This is a genomic window from Streptomyces gardneri, assembly GCF_006539185.1.
Lineage (GTDB): Bacteria > Actinomycetota > Actinomycetes > Streptomycetales > Streptomycetaceae > Streptomyces > Streptomyces gardneri.
On record NZ_BJMN01000012.1, the window covers coordinates 97,335 to 113,612 of the forward strand.

Genomic DNA, 16,278 nt, shown 5'->3' on the forward strand with positions numbered 1-16,278 from the left:
CTGCTACTCTCCGGGACCTTCTGTTCGCACATCCGTGCGTCCACGTCCCTGGGGGGATCCACAGCATGAGCCAGCCCGTTCCGCCGCCGTCCGGCAACCCGTTCGCCAACGGCGGCGTGCCCGGCCCGTACCCGGCCGCCCCGCCGCCGGCTCCGGCCCGCAACAACCTGGGCCTCGGCCTGCTCGCCGGCGTCGGCGCCGCCGTCGTCGGCGCACTCGTCCTGGGCGGCATCATGCGCGCCATGGCCGACGAGGACGGCAGCTACACCCAGCTCGGCATCCTCGCGCTCGCCGTCGGCGCGCTGGTCGGCTTCGCCCTCGGCAAGGTGGGCGGCTCCCACCCGGTCCTGCCCTTCGCGGGCGTGCCGCTCGCCCTGCTCGGCGTCTTCGCGGGCCAGCTCTTCGGCTACGCCCTGATGATCAGCTGGTGGGCCGAGCTGGAGACGCCTTACCAGGCGCCGTCCGTGACCGAGGTCCTCACCACGCACTTCTCCGACCTCTTCAGGGCGTGGAAGGAGGAGCTCGGGGCCATGGACCTGCTCTTCTTCGGCATCGCCGGATACGAGGGCTTCATCATCACCAAGAAGGTCTCCGCCTGACCCCCGCGTCCACTCCTACGGACGCGTCCGTACGCCGAGGGGCCCCGCACCACCCGGTGCGGGGCCCCTCGTGCACGTACTGCCGGATCAGCGCTTGTGCTGCGCGTCCGCGACCGTGACCTCGACGCGCTGGAACTCCTTGAGCTCCGTGTAGCCCGTCGTGGCCATCGCCCGGCGCAGGGCGCCGAAGAAGTTCATCGAACCGTCCGGGATGTGCGACGGACCCGCGAGGATCTCCTCGGTGGTGCCGACGATGCCCAGGTCGACCAGCTTGCCGCGCGGCACGTCCTCGTGGACGGCCTCCATGCCCCAGTGGTGGCCCTTGCCGGGCGCGTCCGTGGCGCGGGCCAGCGGGGAGCCCATCATGACGGAGTCGGCGCCACAGGCGATCGCCTTCGGCAGGTCGCCGGACCAGCCGACACCGCCGTCGGCGATGACGTGCACGTACCGGCCGCCGGACTCGTCCATGTAGTCACGGCGGGCCGCGGCCACATCGGCGACCGCGGTCGCCATCGGGACCTGGATGCCCAGCACGTTGCGCGTGGTGTGCGCCGCGCCGCCGCCGAAGCCGACGAGGACGCCCGCCGCGCCGGTGCGCATCAGGTGCAGGGCCGCGGTGTACGTGGCGCAGCCGCCGACGATGACCGGGACGTCCAGCTCGTAGATGAACTGCTTCAGGTTCAGCGGCTCGGCCGCGCCCGAGACGTGCTCGGCGGAGACCGTCGTGCCGCGGATGACGAAGATGTCCACGCCGGCGTCGACGACGGCCTTGGAGAACTGCGCGGTGCGCTGCGGGGAGAGCGCGGCGGCGGTGACGACACCGGAGTCGCGCACCTCCTTGATGCGCTGGCCGATCAGCTCCTCCTTGATGGGGGCGGAGTAGATCTCCTGCAGACGGCGGGTCGCGGTGGCCTCGTCCAGCTCCGCGATCTCGTCGAGCAGCGGCTGCGGGTCCTCGTACCGGGTCCAGAGACCTTCCAGGTTCAGGACGCCGAGGCCGCCCAGCTCGCCGATGCGGATGGCGGTCTGCGGCGACACGACCGAGTCCATGGGAGCGGCCAGGAACGGCAGCTCGAAGCGGTAGGCGTCGATCTGCCAGGCGATCGAGACCTCCTTCGGGTCCCGGGTGCGCCGGCTCGGGACGACGGCGATGTCGTCGAACGCGTACGCCCTGCGGCCGCGCTTGCCGCGCCCGATCTCGATCTCAGTCACGATGTGTGGCCTTTCCCTCTACGTCTGCGCCTACCAGTATCCCCGACACAAGCGTGGGGGGCGGCTCCGGCCACATGCCGGAACCGCCCCCACGCGTCGCGCTGTGTTACTTCCTGCTGTAGTTCGGCGCCTCGACCGTCATCTGGATGTCGTGCGGGTGGCTCTCCTTGAGGCCCGCGGACGTGATCCGGACGAAGCGGCCCTTCGTCTCCATCTCCTCGATGGTGGCGGCACCCACATAGCCCATGGTCTGGCGGAGACCGCCGACGAGCTGGTGCAGGACGTTGGCCAGGGGGCCCCGGTAGGGCACCTGGCCCTCGATGCCCTCGGGGACGAGCTTGTCGTCCGAGGCCACCTCGGCCTGGAAGTAGCGGTCCTTCGAGTACGACCGGCCCTGGCCGCGGGACTGCATCGCGCCGAGCGAGCCCATGCCGCGGTACGACTTGAACTGCTTGCCGTTGATGAACTGCAGCTCGCCCGGGGACTCCTCGCACCCGGCGAGCAGGCTGCCCAGCATGACCGTGTCGGCACCGGCGGCGAGCGCCTTGCCGATGTCGCCGGAGTACTGCAGACCGCCGTCGCCGATGACCGGGACACCGGCCGCGCGGGCGGCGAGGGCCGCCTCGTAGATCGCGGTGACCTGCGGGACGCCGATGCCGGCGACCACACGCGTGGTGCAGATGGAGCCGGGGCCCACGCCGACCTTGACGCCGTCGACGCCGGCGTCGATCAGGGCCTGCGCGCCGTCGCGCGTCGCGACGTTGCCGCCGATGACGTCGACGCCGACGCTGGACTTGATCTTCGCCATCCAGTTCAGGGCGTTGCTGTTGTGGCCGTGGGACGTGTCGACGATGAGGAAGTCGACGCCCGCCGCGGCCAGGCCCTGCGCGCGCTCCAGCGCCTCGGGGCTGGCACCGACGGCCGCGCCGACGAGCAGCCGGCCCTCGGCGTCCTTCGCCGCGTGCGGGTACTTCTCCGCCTTGACGAAGTCCTTGACCGTGATGAGGCCCTTGAGGATGCCGGAGTCGTCGACCAGCGGCAGCTTCTCGATCTTGTGGCGGCGCAGCAGCTCCATGGCGTCCAGGCCGGAGATGCCGACCTTGCCCGTGACCAGCGGCATCGGGGTCATGACCTCGCGCACCTGGCGGCTGCGGTCCGACTCGAAGGCCATGTCGCGGTTGGTGACGATGCCGAGCAGCTTGCCCGCCGGGTCGGTCACCGGGACGCCGCTGATGCGGAACTTGGCGCACAGCGCGTCGGCCTCGGCCAGCGTCGCGTCCGGGTGCACGGTGATCGGGTCGGTCACCATGCCGGACTCGGAGCGCTTCACGAGGTCGACCTGGTTGACCTGGTCCTCGATCGACAGGTTGCGGTGCAGGACGCCCACGCCACCCTGCCGCGCCATGGCGATGGCCATGCGGGACTCGGTGACCTTGTCCATCGCCGCGGACAGCAGCGGGATGTTCACGCGGACGTTGCGGGAGATGCGGGACGAGGTGTCGACCGCGTTCGGGAGGACCTCGGACGCGCCCGGCAGCAGCAGCACGTCGTCGTAGGTCAGCCCGAGTGTCGCGAATTTCTCGGGCACTCCGTCGACGTTTGCAGTCATGACACCTTCCCCAAATGGCCTTGATCGGTGCGGACGTCCATGCTAACGGGCTGAAGCCGTGTCTCATTCCACGATCAAGATCAGCCGCAAGCTTTGGACGTTCACACGTGTACGAAAGGGCCGATAGAGCCCGGCAACACTTACTGCCCGGCGCAACGGCCACCGCTTCCGCGGGGCGACTACTGCTCGGCCAGTGCGCGGAGCCGGCTGAGCGCGCGGTGCTGCGCGACCCGGACGGCCCCCGGGGACATACCGAGCATCTGCCCGGTCTCCTCGGCGGTCAGCCCGACGGCGACCCGCAGAACGAGCAGCTCGCGCTGGTTCTCCGGGAGGTTGGCGAGCAGCTTCTTGGCCCACTCGGCGTCGTCGCTGAGCAGCGCGCGCTCCTCGGGACCGAGCGAGTCGTCGGGCCGCTCCGGCATCTCGTCGGAGGGCACGGCCGTGGACCCCGGGTGCCGCATGGCGGCCCGCTGGAGGTCGGCCACCTTGTGTCCGGCGATGGCGAAGACAAAGGCCTCGAAGGGCCTGCCCGTGTCCTTGTAGCGCGGCAGGGCCATCAGGACGGCGACACAGACCTCCTGGGCCAGGTCCTCCACGAAGTGGCGGGCGTCCCCGGGCAGCCTGTTCAGGCGGGCCCGGCAGTACCGCAGGGCGAGCGGGTGCACACGCGCCAGAAGGTCGTGCGTGGCCTGGGCGTCGCCCTCGACCGCGCGGCGTACGAGCGCGCCGATCTCCCCCTGCCCGGCAGGCATGGGGGAACCCACGGTCTCGTCGTCGCGCATCGCTCCATGGTGCCCCGACGCCTCAGCGTTCGCGGCACCGCGTCCGTAGTTGTGCACCGAAGCGTTATGAGCAGGTGCGCCGGCACTCATCTCCGCGCCCTCCCCTCACGCTCGACCGACTCGTCCCCGAGGAACTCCACATCTCAAGGATGCGGCATTCCGCGGGGAAACGACACAAGCCCACCCCGTCCACCCCGCGACGGACGCGGACGAGGACGGGGATACGACCGGTGACCTGCGACTCAGCGCACCAGGCCCCAGCGGAAACCCAGCGCGACCGCGTGCGCCCGGTCCGAGGCGCCCAGCTTCTTGAAGAGACGCCGGGCGTGCGTCTTGACGGTGTCCTCGGAGAGGAAGAGCTCGCGCCCGATCTCCGCGTTGGACCGGCCGTGGCTCATGCCTTCGAGGACCTGGATCTCGCGCGCGGTGAGCGTGGGCGCGGCGCCCATCTCGGCCGAACGGAGCCGGCGCGGGGCGAGCCGCCAGGTCGGGTCGGCGAGCGCCTGGGTGACGGTGGCCCGCAGTTCGGCGCGCGAGGCGTCCTTGTGCAGATAGCCACGGGCACCCGCGGCGACCGCGAGCGCGACGCCGTCGAGGTCCTCGGCGACCGTGAGCATGATGATCCGGGCACCGGGGTCGGCGGAGAGCAGCCTGCGAACGGTCTCCACGCCACCCAGACCGGGCATGCGTACGTCCATCAGAATGAGGTCCGAGCGATCCGCGCCCCAGCGGCGGAGGACTTCCTCGCCGTTGGCCGCGGTGGTCACACGCTCGACGCCGGGCACGGTCGCGACCGCGCGGCGGAGCGCCTCTCGGGCAAGCGGGGAGTCATCGCAGACGAGGACGGATGTCATGACTGACCTCCGTGGCTCTCGCAGCTGTTGCGCGTCACCTTGAGCCTCCAGGGCTGGTACGTAATCGTCACCTGTGCGATTGACGCTCTCGGACACCTGCCCGATCGCTTGTTCCTTCAACCGCCTCCGCACACTCAACGACGGTCACTCGAAAGAGTTACGGGTCGGACGGCAGCCTTCGGCACTCTACGTGAGGAGCCGTAAGCGGAGGAGAGCGACGCGACCTATCTGCCCATCATCGAAAGCTATGCCCCATTTAGCGGGTTTTCTTCCCTTTTCGCAGTGTCTGTGGCTAGATTCGCAATGAGTCATATTTACATCTACTTCGACAGTAGTTGTACTCCCCCGACCCACGGGGCCCGAGGAGCCCCGGACGATCAGCCATCCACCCGCCCACCTATCCGTTCGACACGGTTTCAAGGGGACTAGCGCAATGGCAGATTTCTCCCGCCTTCCCGGACCCAACGCCGATCTGTGGGACTGGCAACTCCTCGCGACCTGCCGCGGGGTGGACAGTTCCCTGTTCTTCCACCCTGAGGGAGAGCGCGGCGCGGCACGGAGTGCGCGCGAGAACTCGGCGAAAGAGGTCTGCATGCGGTGCCCGGTACGAGCGGAGTGCGCGGCACACGCACTCGCCGTGCGGGAGCCCTACGGCGTATGGGGCGGCCTCACCGAGGACGAACGCGAAGAGCTCATGGGACGCGCCCGGAACCGCCTGATCGCGGCGGCACCGACGCCCGCGCCCGTCACCACCGTGACACCCATGACGTCCATGACGACATCCGATGTGAAGGAACGTTTCTTCAGCGAGCGTTGAGCCAGCGACGGAACAACCGACGACCGCGCCCACGCGCGCGTCGCGCAGTACCTACGCGCGCGTGGCGGCGCGGGTCAGCTCGGTGAGCGTGGCCGCGACGGCCGGGACCTGGGCCAGGTCCGGCAGGGTCAGGGCCACAATCTCCCGCTCCACGGCGGGCTCGACGGTCACGGTCCGCGCGCCCTTGGGGCGTACGGACTCGATGGCGAGCTCGGGCAGGACGGCGACGCCGAGACCCGCGCCGACCAGGCCCACGACGGCCGGGTAGTCGTCGGTGGCGAAGTCGATGCGCGGCGTGAAGCCCGCCTCCTCGCACACGTCCACGAGCTGACGGCGGCAGCGCGGGCAGCCGGCGATCCAGGACTCCTCCGCGAGCTCCGCGATCCCGACCGACCCGGCCTCGGCGAGCCGGTGCCCCTCGGGCACGAGCCCCACGAGCCGGTCCGCGAGCAGCGGGCGGACGACGAGGTCGTCCCACTCGGCCTGCCCCGCCCCGTACCGGAATGCGAGGGCCACGTCGCAGTCGCCCTCCCGGAGCATCTCGATCGAGCGCGGCGGCTCCGCCTCGACGAGGGAGACCCGGGTGCCGGGGTGCGCGGCGCGCAGGGCGGCGAGCGCGGTGGGGACGAGGGTGGAGCTGCCGCTGGGGAACGAGACCAGGCGGACGCGGCCCGCGCGGAGTCCGGCGATGGCGGCGACCTCCTCCTCGGCGGCCGTGAGCCCCGCGAGGATGCCGGCGGCGTGGCGCACCAGGACCTCGCCGGCCTGGGTGAGGCGCATCTCGCGGCCCGTACGGATCAGCAGCGGGGTGCCGGCGGAGCCTTCGAGCGCCTTCATCTGCTGGCTGACGGCGGGCTGGGTGCAGCCGAGTTCGCGCGCGGCGGCCGAGAAGGAGCCGGTGGCCGCGACGGCGCGCAGGACGCGGAGATGGCGTGCCTCGATCATGCGCCCAAGCATAAGCGAGTCTTGGGCGAAGCCGCGAATGCATAGACGTTCCTTTGAGAGATACCCCCGTAAAGTTCCCGCATGACCTTGTTGAGCGTGAACGCGGGCCGGGCCAGGCCGGCGGAGTACACCGAGTCCGCGTCGAAGATGACGGCCATCGACAAGCGCCCCGTCGACGGGCCCGTCCGGATCGAGGCCCCGGGGGCGCCGGGTGTCGGGGGCAGCGGGGTGGCCGGGGACGACGTCTGCGACCTGCGGTTCCACGGGGGCGACGACCGGGCCGCGTACGCCTTCGCCCGTGAGGACCTGGACCGGTGGGAGCGGGAGCTCGGGCGGGAGCTGGCCAACGGCTCCTTCGGCGAGAACCTCACGACGCTCGGCCTCGACGTGAACGGGGCCCTGATCGGGGAGCGGTGGCGGATCGGCGAGGACGTCGTCCTCGAGGTGACCGGCGGACGCATCCCGTGCCGGACGTTCGGAGGATTCATGGAGGAGAAGGGCTGGGTGAAGCGGTTCACGCAGTCGACGGCCGGACCCGGCGCGCTGCTGCGGGTGATCGTGCCGGGCGAGGTGCGGGCGGGCGACCCGATCACGGTCGTGCACCGGCCGGACCACGAGGTCACCGTCGCGCGGCTGCACCGCGCGGCGACCACCGAACGCACGCTGCTGCCCGACACCTTGGCCGCGGCGGAGTGGATGGAGTCGGGGCTGCTCGCGCTCGCGCGCCAGTACGCGGAGAAGTACGGCCGGGCGGGGCACTAACGTGCCGGTATGACGACTGCACTGATTACGGGAGCCACCGCGGGCATCGGTGCCGCCTTCGCACGGAGGCTGGCGGCCGACGGGCACGACGTCGTGCTGGTGGCCCGGGACGTGAAGCGGCTCCGGGAGCAGGCCACCGAACTGCACGACCGGCACGGCGTGGAGGCCGAGGTCCTCGCGGCGGACCTGGCCGAGGAGAAGGGCATCGCGGCCGTCGAGGCGCGGCTCTCGGACCCGAAGCAGCCGGTCGATGTGCTCGTGAACAACGCCGGCTTCGGCAACAAGGGCCGTTTCCTGGAAGTCTCCATGGCCGACGAGTTGAAGATGCTGACGGTGCACTGCGAGGCGGTGCTGCGGCTGACCTCGGCCGCGGCCGGCTCGATGAAGGAGCGCGGCCGCGGCGCGGTGGTGAACGTCGCCTCGGTGGCGGCCTTCGTGCCCCGCGGGACGTACGGGGCGTCGAAGGCCTGGGTCGTGCAGTTCACCCAGGGCGCGGCGCGGGACCTCGCGGGCAGCGGGGTGCGGCTGATGGCGCTCTGCCCCGGCTTCGTACGGACGGAGTTCCACGAGCGGGCCGGGATGGGGACGGACAACATCCCGGGCTGGATGTGGCTCGACGCGGACAAGCTGGTGACGGCGGCGCTCGGGGACCTGGAGCGGGGGAAGACGCTGTCGATCCCCGACCCCCGATACAAGGCCCTGATGGGTGTGGTGAAGCTGGCGCCGCGCGGCCTGCTCGGCGGGGTCTCCTCCAAGGCGGGCCGCAAGTACGGCCCTAAGTGATCCCCGTACCGGATTGGTTCACCCCCGGTCCCTCGTACCGGATCAGTTCACCCCCGGTCCCTCGTACGCCCCGATGTTCGGAACCGACGTCGCCGACACGGCGTTTCCGAACCAGTCCCTGCCGCCGTTGTCCGCGATCAGCGTGCCGGCGGCCAGGGCGGGTGATCCGGCGCCGAGCCGCAGGTCGGGGCGGAGCAGGGGGTCGGCGGTGAGGCCGCCGGGGTTCGGGCGGGTCATGGCGATGCCATGGAAGAGGTTGTGCGAGAAGGAGAGCCCGGCCGTCGGGTTCTTGAAGGCGTAGCCGCCGCTCGCGCCCTCGTTGACGAAGATGTTGTTGCGGATCGACAGCTCGTGCTGGGTGGTGGCGGGGCTGCCGGCGTCGTCCTGGACGAGGTAGCCGGGGCGGACGGTCCGGTTCACGAACGTGTTGCTGTAGATCTGGGTGTTGAGGATGGGGCCCCAGCAGTTCTGGATGAGCCGGGCTCCGTCGTCGACGCTGAGGTTGTAGCGGACCACGGTGTCGAGGGTCTTGGCGCCGCTGTAGGGGCAGATCAGCAGGAAGCCGCCCTGGTTGTCGTGGCTGTTGTTGTACTGGAAGACGGTGCCCTTCGAGGCTCCGTCGGCGTCGAAGGACATGCCGTCCTTGGTGCCGCCGCCGCCCGAGACCTCGTTGTACTCGACGACGGTGTCGTCGGTGTTGAAGGTCCAGATGCCGGCGTTGGCGGCCTTGGAGCGGAGCTGGAAGCCGTCGAGGCGGTTGTGGTCGATCCGGGCCCCGCTGGTGGTGTCGATCTTGATGCCGTCGCCGGCGAGCGAGGTCAGGGTGTTGTGATGGATCCGGACGTTCAGGCTCGGGGTCCAGGCGCCGGGGTAGGCGTTCGGGTCCTGCTGGTTGCCGACGAGGTCGCGCTTGGAGAAGCGTGACTTGAAGTAGATGCCCTCGCGGTCGACGTCCCGGATGTCGTTGTGGTGGATGTCCAGGCCGTCGTACCAGCTGGGGACGGTCGTCCCCTCGACGGCGACGTGGATCGCGCTGGACCCGGTGAGGGTCTTGAAGTCGCCGCCGCGCACGTCGTGGATGGACAGGTGGTCGAGGGTGATGCCCTTCGCGGCGCCGAAGTCTGCGAGGCGGAGGCGGACGCCGTTGCGTTCGGTGCCGGGGGCGGCCGCGTTGGTGATCTCCAGGCGGGTCAGGCGCAGGTACTGGCTGTCGGCGAGGAGTACGGCATCATGGGCGCCGTTGCCGTCGATCACGGCGCGGGTGAGGGCGCTGCCGTAGTCGGCGATGGTGAAGGGGTACGCGGCGGAGCCGGAGCCCCGGGTCGCGAGGGTGCCGACGCAGGTGGTGCCGCGCTTGAAGAGGAGCCGGTCGCCGGGCCCGTACGGGTGGGCGTTGGCCTCGGCGAGGGTGGTCCAGGGGCGGAGGACGCTGCCGTCGCCGGGGGTGGTGGCCGAGCAGTCGACGTGGTGGCGGTGGCCGGGCGGGGGTGCGGCCTGGGCGGGGGCGGCGGACAGTACGGGGAGCACGAGGGCGGTGGCGAGGACGTACGTACGGAGCCGGGTCACAGATCCTCCGGAACGAGGGCGTCGAGGTCCAGTCGGGTGGTGGTGCCGGTGCTGGTGGTGCCGGGGGTGCTGCCGTGCTGCCAGGTCACGTGCAGGGTGTGGCCCGTGACCTGGACGTTCGTGAGGGCGGCCACGGGCGCCGCGGCCGGGTCGGCGGTCAGCGAGGCGAGGGCGACGAAGAGGGCGGCCGGGCCGGTCGTCGTGCCGTGGAGGGCCAGGGTGCGGGTCCCGGGGCCCTGGAGGGTTTCCCCGGTGGGGAGTTCGGTGGCCTCGTGGGCGGCGGGGTAGCCGTGGACCGGGTGGAGTTCGGCGTGCGGACCGTCGGGGGTGGTGGCCCAGCCCGTCTGCCGTACGGGGGTCCCCTCCGGGGCGCCGAGGACGAGGTGGGCGCGGACCTCGGCGCGGCCGTGGGCGAGGGTCGCGGAGAGGATCCGGACGCCGGGGCGGGGAGTGTGCAGGGAGGCCGCCCAGTTCTCTCCCGTGCCGGCCGGGGTGGCGGGGCCGCGCGTGGTGGCCTTGCCGTCCGCCGCGAGGAGGGCGAAGTGGTTGTCGGCGGGGGCCGGGCCGGTGCTGGGGCCGGTGCGGGTGGAGTAGGCGTGGCGGGCGTAGCCGGGGTCGTCCTCGGCGCCCGGTGCGCTGTGGACATGGTTGCTGCCGTGGTTGTGGAGGCGTACGAGCCCGTCGGCGGCCGTCGTCTGGACGAGCAGCCCGGCGGGGGCGAAGGGGCGGACGGTGTCGGTCCGTTCGGCGGGGAGGGTTTCCTCGGGGTCGGTCCAGGCGGGGTGGTCCGCGGGCAGGAGGAGACCGAGGAAGCCCTTGGACGCCCAGTAGGGGGAGCCGGGGCCCGAGTACTCCTGGACGAGGGGCGGGTACGGGCCGTGCCAGCCGAGGGTGAGGAGTCCGTTCGTGTCGGTGGCGCCGCGGTCGAGGAAGTGGCGCAGGGAGCCGGAGGCGAGGCGGCGGGTCGCGCCGGGGGTGAGCGGGGTGTGGCCGGTGAGGGTGCCGAGCCAGGGGGCGGCGGCCGCGGCGAAGCGGTAGATCAGGGAGCGCCCGTACGGGAGGGGGGCGCCGTTCGCGTCGAAGAGGTGGACGTGGTCGTCGAGGTGGCGGCGCAGGCGCGGGCCGTAGCGGTCGAGGAGGGTCCGGTCTCCCGCGAGGTGGGCGTGGAGGACGGGATAGAAGTGCAGCGCCCAGGCGTTGTAGTGGTCGAAGGCGCGGTTGTCGCCGTCGCTGTACCAGCCGTCGCCGAGGTACCAGTCCTCGATGCGGGCGAGGGAGCGGTCGACGGTGGCGGCGGCCCGGTCGGTCTCGATGCCGGCGTCCTGGAGGAAACCGGCGACGGTGAGGCCGAAGAGCCACCAGTTGTTGTCGACGGGGGACGGGCGGAGGGCGGGGCGGAGCCAGTCGACGACGCGCCGGCGGGTGCGGTCGTCGAGGCGGTCCCAGAGCCAGGGGCGGGTGAGGCGGAGACCGAGGGCGACCGAGGCGGACTCGACGACCGCCTGGCGGGTGTCGGTCGTGAGGGGCCAGGAGTCGGGGTCCTCGGTGCCGGGCTCGGCCGTGCCCGCCGCGAGGCCTTCGGCGTACCGGGCGAGGTGGCCGTGGGGGTCCTCCCCCTGGCTTCCCGCGATGCGGAGGGCCGCGAGGAGGAAGGTGCGGGCCCAGCCCTCCAGGCCGTCGGAGCGGGCGCCGGACCAGCTGGGCCGGGGTCCGGGGAGGTCGATCAGGGCGCCGCGGGGGGAGGCGTACGGGCGGACGGCGACCAGGAGCCGGTCGGCCGTGCTCTCCCAGTGGGCACGGGTCCAGCCGGTGTACGGGCTGAGCTCACGGTTCTCGGGCGGCGTGGGCATGATGCTCCCTGAGGGCTCCCTGGGTGACGGCTGCGTCGCCCGGAATCCTGAACAGGCTTCGATCGAACGTCAAGGGAATCGGAGCGAATGATCGAAACTCCTGTCGTTCGATCATTCCTGGACTAGAGTCGAGAGACCCGGTCCCGGGGACCATCACCACCGCGAGGGGGAACCGCACCGTGCGCGAGAGTGCCGCCGAACGACACGACCGACTGCTGGCCCTGGTCCGCGAGCGGGGCACCGCCCGTGTCGCCGAACTGGCCGAGCGGCTCGGGGTCTCCCCCGTCACCGCCCGCCGGGACGTCGAGGCGCTGGCCGCACAGGGCCTGCTCGACCGGGTGCACGGCCAGGTGTCGTGGCCCGGGGGGCGGGGCGCCCCGGGCGCGGCGCGGCCCGGCGAGGGCCTGGTCCTCGGCCTGCTCGCGCCCTCCGCCACGTACTACTTCGCCGAGGTCATCCGGGGTGCGCACGAGGCGGCGGCCCGGGCCGGCGCCCGGCTGGTGCTGCGGGTGTCGGACTACCGGCCGGAGGAGGACCGCGCCCGCACGGAGGGCCTGCTCGCGGCGGGCGCCGAGGGCGTCCTGGTCGCCCCCGGCTGGCGGGGGCCCGAGGACCGGCTCGCCTACGGGGACTGGCTGGCCGAACTTCCCGTACCGGCCGTGCTCCTGGAGCGCAGGGCCGAGCCCGGCAGCCCGCTCGACGGTCTGGACCGGGTCGTCTCCGACCACGGCCACGGCGTCCTGCTCGCCCTGCGCCACCTGCTCGGACTCGGCCACGCGACGCCGCTGCTCGTGGCCCGCGGGGACTCCCCGACCGCGCTCGCGGTGCGCGCCGGGTACGCCGAGGCGCTGGGGACGCTGGGCCTGAAGGAGCCCCGGCCGGTCATCGAGTCCGTACCGGCCGAGGCGGATCCGGAGGGCTTCGAGCGGGCCGTGCGGGCGCTGTACGAGGCGGTCCGCTCGGGTCTGGCGGGCGCGGCGCTCGTCCACAACGACGTGGACGCGATCGAGATCGTGCAGCGCCTGGCCGAGCTGGGCGTGCGGGTGCCGCAGGACCTGGCCCTGATCGCGTACGACGACGAGGTCGCGGCCCTCGCCGACACCCCGCTGACGGCGGTCGCCCCGCCGAAGCGGCAGGTGGGGCGGTATGCCGCGGAGCTGCTGGTGGAGCGACTCACAGAGGACGCCGCGGGCGCCGCGGGGGATTCGGGGTCCGGCGAGGAGGCGCCGCGGCGGCATCTGAGCCTGCTGCCGCGACTGCGGGTGCGGGACTCGTGCGGGATGCGACTCACCTCTTCCGCCTGATCTTTCGAGGGGCGCCCGACCTCTCCCTCTCTGATCATTTTTCGATCAATCAATCTTTCGCTCTTGACTTCGGTCATGAACGGTCACAGGATCACGGCCACAACCTCCCCGCCGCCCTCAGGAGCCGTGCCGTGAGCCTCAGTCGGAGCAGAACGTCCTGTGTCATAGTCGGCACCGCCACCGCCCTCGCCGTCCTCACGGCCTGCGGCGGCAGCGGTGAAGACTCCGCGAACAAGCCCGCCGGACCCGTGACCATCACCTTCTGGGGCTGGGCCAAGGGCTCCAAGGACGTCGTCGACGCCTTCAACGCCTCCCACACCGACATCCAGGTGAAGTTCGAGGAGATCCCCTCCGGCACCGCCGGCGGATACGCCAAGATCTCCAACGCCGTGAAGGCGGGCAACGCCCCCGACCTCGTCTCCATCGAGTACTCCTCGCTCCCCGAGTTCGTGAGCTCCGGAGCGCTCCAGGACATCGGCGACCAGTTCACCGAGGCCGACCGGGCCAAGCTGCTCCCGCAGTCCGTCGAACTCACCACACTCGGGGGCAAGTCCTGGGCCGTGCCCTTCGACGCCGCCCCGCAGGCCTTCTTCTACCGCAAGGACCTGTTCGCCAAGTACAAGGTCCAGGCCCCCGCCACCTGGGACGAGTTCAGGAAGGCCGCCGAGCAGGTCAAGAAGGCCGACGCCAAGGCCCGTATCGCCACGTTCTTCCCCGACGACCCCACCACCTTCGAGGCGATGGCCTGGCAGGCCGGCGCCCAGTGGTTCAAGGCCCAGAACGACACCTGGAAGATCGACACGACCGACGCCGCCACCACCAAGGTCGCCACCTACTGGCAGGGCCTCCTCGACGACGGCCTCGTCCACAAGAACGCCTCGTTCAGCCCCGAGTGGACCGGCTCCCTCAAGAACGGCACCACCATCGGCTACCTCGGCGCCTCCTGGGGCGCGGGCGTCCTCAAGGGCACCCTGCCCGAGCAGAGCGGCAAGTGGGCCGTGGCACCCATGCCCAGCTGGGACGGCAAGCCCGCCAGCGGCATGCTCGGCGGCACCTCCTTCGCCGTCACCAAGGACAGCAAGCAGAAGGCGGCGGCCGTCACCTTCGCCGAGTGGATGTCCACCACCGAGGAGGGCGTGAAGGCCCGCATCGCCTCCGGCACCTCCTCCGCCTTCCCCGCCGCCGCGGCCCTGCGCCCGGTCGCCAAGAAGGCCTTCGACGCGAGCTACTACGGCGGCCAGGACATCTACGCCCTCTTCGAGGCCTCCGGCGCCTCCATCAACCCCAACTGGGCCTGGGGCCCGACCACCGGCACCACCAACACCACCATCAAGGACCACTTCGGCAAGATCACCCAGGGCGGCCCGGGCATCAAGGAGGCCGTCAAGGCCGGCCACGACGCCACCGTCGCCGAACTCACCAAGCGCGGCCTGAAGGTCGAGGGCTGACCGGATGAAGGCCCGCACCCGCGCCGCCGCGATCCTGCTGACCCCCTTCTTCGTCCTCTTCACCGCGGTGATGGTGGTGCCGATCGGCTACGCGGTCTGGCTCAGCCTCTTCACCGAGAAGCAGTCCGGACTGGGCTTCGGCGGCACCGAGACCGTCTTCACCGGCCTCGACAACTACACGGCGGCGCTGGGTGACCGGGCCTTCCGCGAGGGCTTCGGCGTCCTGCTCGGATACTGCCTGCTCTACATCCCGCTGCTGCTCGTCGGAGCCCTCGGCCTCGCCCTGCTCCTCGACTCGGCCCTCGCCCGCGCCCGCCGCTTCTTCCAGCTCGCGCTCTTCCTGCCGCACGCCGTCCCCGGCATCATCGCCGCCCTGATCTGGGTCTACCTCTACACACCCCAGCTCAGCCCGGTCGTGCAGGCGATGGAGGCGGGAGGCATCGGCTTCGACTTCTTCTCCCCCGAAGGCGCGCTGCCCTCCGTCGTCAACATCGCCCTGTGGGAGTGGCTCGGCTACAACATGGTCATCTTCTACGCGGCCCTCCAGGCCATCGACCGCTCCGTCCTCGAAGCGGCCACCGTCGACGGGGCGGGCGCCTGGCGCATCGCCTTCTCCATCAAGGTCCCGCTGGTCAAGGCCTCGCTCGCGATGGTCGGCCTCTTCACGGTCATCGGCTCCCTCCAGCTCTTCACCGAGCCGCTGATCCTCAACAAGGGCACCGGCTCCGCCGTCACCTCCACCTGGACGCCGAACATGTACGCGTACACCGCGGCCTTCGACCGCAACGACTACGGGCTCGCCGCCGCGGCCTCCGTACTCCTCGCCCTGACGGCCGCGCTGCTCTCCTTCGCGGTGACGCGCCTGACGGGCCGGAAGGGGAAGAGGGCATGAGCAAGCCCCGTACCGCCAACCCCTGGCTGTCCAAGGCCGCCGTCAACGGCGCCCTCGTCCTCGCCGTCGTCTACATGCTCTTCCCCCTCGTCTGGCTGCTGACCGCCGCCACCAAGGACGCCGGCGGCCTCCTCGCCGGAAACGCCTTCTCCTTCGACGGCTTCGACCTCGGCGGCAACCTCTCCCGGCTCGCCGAGTACAACGACGGCATCTACTTCCACTGGTACGCGAACAGCCTGCTCTACGCCGGATTCGGCGCCCTCGCCTGCTCCCTCGTCAGCGTCGCCGCCGGATACGCCTTCCACGTCTACGACTTCCGGGGCAAGGAGCAGCTCTTCGGCGTCGTGCTCCTGGGCGTGCTGGTCCCCACCACCGCGCTCGCCCTGCCGATGTACCTCCTCGCCAGCGAGGTCGGCGTCGTCAACACCTACTGGGCCGTCCTGATCCCCGTCCTCGTCAACCCCTTCGGCGTCTACCTCTCCCGGGTCTTCTGCGCGGGCTACATCCCCGACGAAGCCCTGGAGGCCGCCCGGATCGACGGGGCCGGCGAGCTGCGCGTCTTCTGGTCCATCGGTCTGCGCATGGTCATGCCCGGCTTCGTGACCGTCTTCCTCTTCCAGTTCACCGCCATCTGGAACAACTTCTTCCTCCCCCTGGTGATGCTCTCCGACCAGAAGCTCTACCCCCTGAGCCTCGGCCTGTACGCGTGGAACAGCAACGCCCACGCGGAACCCGACTTCTACCCCCTCGTCGTCACCGGATCCCTGCTCGCCGTCGTCCCCCTCGTCGTCGCCTTCGTCTCCCTCCAGCGCCACTGGAAGGCGGGTCTGACCGCCGGCAGCGTCAAGTGAGGAG

The 16,278-nt window shown here is 71.2% G+C and carries 15 protein-coding genes; 8 read left to right on the forward strand and 7 right to left on the reverse strand.

Annotated elements, in window-relative coordinates; all coding sequences use genetic code 11:
- Window positions 1-65 precede the first annotated feature (65 nt).
- The gene (locus SGA01_RS10155; protein WP_141295571.1) at window positions 66-599 is read left to right on the forward strand and encodes a hypothetical protein; all 534 of its coding nucleotides are present in this window, start codon (window positions 66-68) and stop codon (window positions 597-599) included.
- 87 nt (window positions 600-686) lie between these two features.
- On the opposite strand, the gene SGA01_RS10160 is transcribed toward SGA01_RS10155, so the two are convergent.
- The 4 genes from SGA01_RS10160 to SGA01_RS10175 all read right to left on the reverse strand — a co-directional run bounded on the left by SGA01_RS10160 (window position 687) and on the right by SGA01_RS10175 (window position 5,056).
- Window positions 687-1,811, reverse strand: a complete 1,125-nt coding sequence (locus tag SGA01_RS10160; protein WP_055641789.1) for a GuaB3 family IMP dehydrogenase-related protein — start codon at window positions 1,809-1,811, stop codon at window positions 687-689.
- Window positions 1,812-1,917: 106 nt separating this feature from the next.
- Window positions 1,918-3,420 (reverse strand): IMP dehydrogenase, encoded by a 1,503-nt coding sequence (guaB, locus tag SGA01_RS10165; protein WP_055641790.1) that lies wholly within the window; start codon window positions 3,418-3,420, stop codon window positions 1,918-1,920.
- Between the two features lie 179 nt (window positions 3,421-3,599).
- A complete protein-coding gene (locus SGA01_RS10170; RefSeq protein ID WP_024756693.1) occupies window positions 3,600-4,202 on the reverse strand; it encodes a sigma-70 family RNA polymerase sigma factor in 603 nt (200 codons plus the stop codon).
- Between the two features lie 242 nt (window positions 4,203-4,444).
- On the reverse strand, window positions 4,445-5,056 hold the full coding sequence (locus SGA01_RS10175) for a response regulator transcription factor (RefSeq protein ID WP_003948568.1): 612 nt from the start codon (window positions 5,054-5,056) through the stop codon (window positions 4,445-4,447).
- A gap of 433 nt (window positions 5,057-5,489) precedes the next feature.
- On the opposite strand from SGA01_RS10175, the gene SGA01_RS10180 reads away from it, so the two are divergent.
- On the forward strand, window positions 5,490-5,873 hold the full coding sequence (locus SGA01_RS10180; protein WP_141295574.1) for a WhiB family transcriptional regulator: 384 nt from the start codon (window positions 5,490-5,492) through the stop codon (window positions 5,871-5,873).
- A 51-nt stretch (window positions 5,874-5,924) separates the two neighbouring features.
- Here SGA01_RS10180 and SGA01_RS10185 read toward each other — a convergent pair whose 3' ends face one another.
- Window positions 5,925-6,818 carry a LysR family transcriptional regulator gene (locus tag SGA01_RS10185; RefSeq protein ID WP_141295577.1) on the reverse strand — a complete coding sequence of 298 codons (894 nt, stop codon included), beginning with the start codon at window positions 6,816-6,818 and terminating at the stop codon, window positions 5,925-5,927.
- A gap of 81 nt (window positions 6,819-6,899) precedes the next feature.
- Between SGA01_RS10185 and SGA01_RS10190 the strand changes: the two genes are divergently transcribed.
- Together SGA01_RS10190 and SGA01_RS10195 are read left to right on the forward strand one after the other, a co-directional pair.
- A complete protein-coding gene (locus tag SGA01_RS10190) occupies window positions 6,900-7,580 on the forward strand; it encodes an MOSC domain-containing protein (RefSeq protein WP_141295580.1) in 681 nt (226 codons plus the stop codon).
- Between the two features lie 9 nt (window positions 7,581-7,589).
- On the forward strand, window positions 7,590-8,363 hold the full coding sequence (locus SGA01_RS10195) for an SDR family NAD(P)-dependent oxidoreductase (RefSeq protein ID WP_141295583.1): 774 nt from the start codon (window positions 7,590-7,592) through the stop codon (window positions 8,361-8,363).
- A gap of 42 nt (window positions 8,364-8,405) precedes the next feature.
- On the opposite strand, the gene SGA01_RS10200 is transcribed toward SGA01_RS10195, so the two are convergent.
- Together SGA01_RS10200 and SGA01_RS10205 are read right to left on the reverse strand one after the other, a co-directional pair.
- Window positions 8,406-9,929, reverse strand: coding sequence for a right-handed parallel beta-helix repeat-containing protein (locus tag SGA01_RS10200; RefSeq protein ID WP_167534055.1), 1,524 nt, complete (start codon window positions 9,927-9,929; stop codon window positions 8,406-8,408).
- Window positions 9,926-11,779 (reverse strand): DUF2264 domain-containing protein, encoded by a 1,854-nt coding sequence (locus SGA01_RS10205; protein WP_141295586.1) that lies wholly within the window; start codon window positions 11,777-11,779, stop codon window positions 9,926-9,928. Before SGA01_RS10205 ends, SGA01_RS10200 begins: the two co-directional genes overlap by 4 nt.
- Window positions 11,780-11,958: 179 nt before the next feature.
- On the opposite strand from SGA01_RS10205, the gene SGA01_RS10210 reads away from it, so the two are divergent.
- The 4 genes from SGA01_RS10210 (at window position 11,959) to SGA01_RS10225 (ending at window position 16,274) form a co-directional block, all read left to right on the forward strand.
- Window positions 11,959-13,083, forward strand: a complete 1,125-nt coding sequence (locus SGA01_RS10210; protein WP_141295589.1) for a substrate-binding domain-containing protein — start codon at window positions 11,959-11,961, stop codon at window positions 13,081-13,083.
- Between the two features lie 131 nt (window positions 13,084-13,214).
- A complete protein-coding gene (locus SGA01_RS10215; RefSeq protein WP_141295592.1) occupies window positions 13,215-14,531 on the forward strand; it encodes an ABC transporter substrate-binding protein in 1,317 nt (438 codons plus the stop codon).
- A gap of 4 nt (window positions 14,532-14,535) precedes the next feature.
- The gene (locus tag SGA01_RS10220; protein WP_141295595.1) at window positions 14,536-15,423 is read left to right on the forward strand and encodes a carbohydrate ABC transporter permease; all 888 of its coding nucleotides are present in this window, start codon (window positions 14,536-14,538) and stop codon (window positions 15,421-15,423) included.
- Window positions 15,420-16,274 carry a carbohydrate ABC transporter permease gene (locus SGA01_RS10225; protein WP_141295598.1) on the forward strand — a complete coding sequence of 285 codons (855 nt, stop codon included), beginning with the start codon at window positions 15,420-15,422 and terminating at the stop codon, window positions 16,272-16,274. The genes SGA01_RS10220 and SGA01_RS10225 overlap by 4 nt, the downstream gene beginning before the upstream one ends.
- Window positions 16,275-16,278 lie beyond the last annotated feature (4 nt).

What these genes read in the sequence shown, in the direction of transcription:
- SGA01_RS10155 (WP_141295571.1), top strand. Translation starts at nt 66, where the DNA reads ATGAGCCAGCCCGTTCCGCCGCCGTCCGGCAACCCGTTCGCCAACGGC.
- guaB (WP_055641790.1), bottom strand. Translation starts at nt 3,420, where the DNA reads ATGACTGCAAACGTCGACGGAGTGCCCGAGAAATTCGCGACACTCGGG.
- SGA01_RS10170 (WP_024756693.1), bottom strand. Translation starts at nt 4,202, where the DNA reads ATGCGCGACGACGAGACCGTGGGTTCCCCCATGCCTGCCGGGCAGGGG.
- SGA01_RS10175 (WP_003948568.1), bottom strand. Translation starts at nt 5,056, where the DNA reads ATGACATCCGTCCTCGTCTGCGATGACTCCCCGCTTGCCCGAGAGGCG.
- SGA01_RS10180 (WP_141295574.1), top strand. Translation starts at nt 5,490, where the DNA reads ATGGCAGATTTCTCCCGCCTTCCCGGACCCAACGCCGATCTGTGGGAC.
- SGA01_RS10185 (WP_141295577.1), bottom strand. Translation starts at nt 6,818, where the DNA reads ATGATCGAGGCACGCCATCTCCGCGTCCTGCGCGCCGTCGCGGCCACC.
- SGA01_RS10190 (WP_141295580.1), top strand. Translation starts at nt 6,900, where the DNA reads ATGACCTTGTTGAGCGTGAACGCGGGCCGGGCCAGGCCGGCGGAGTAC.
- SGA01_RS10195 (WP_141295583.1), top strand. Translation starts at nt 7,590, where the DNA reads ATGACGACTGCACTGATTACGGGAGCCACCGCGGGCATCGGTGCCGCC.
- SGA01_RS10205 (WP_141295586.1), bottom strand. Translation starts at nt 11,779, where the DNA reads ATGCCCACGCCGCCCGAGAACCGTGAGCTCAGCCCGTACACCGGCTGG.
- SGA01_RS10220 (WP_141295595.1), top strand. Translation starts at nt 14,536, where the DNA reads ATGAAGGCCCGCACCCGCGCCGCCGCGATCCTGCTGACCCCCTTCTTC.
- SGA01_RS10225 (WP_141295598.1), top strand. Translation starts at nt 15,420, where the DNA reads ATGAGCAAGCCCCGTACCGCCAACCCCTGGCTGTCCAAGGCCGCCGTC.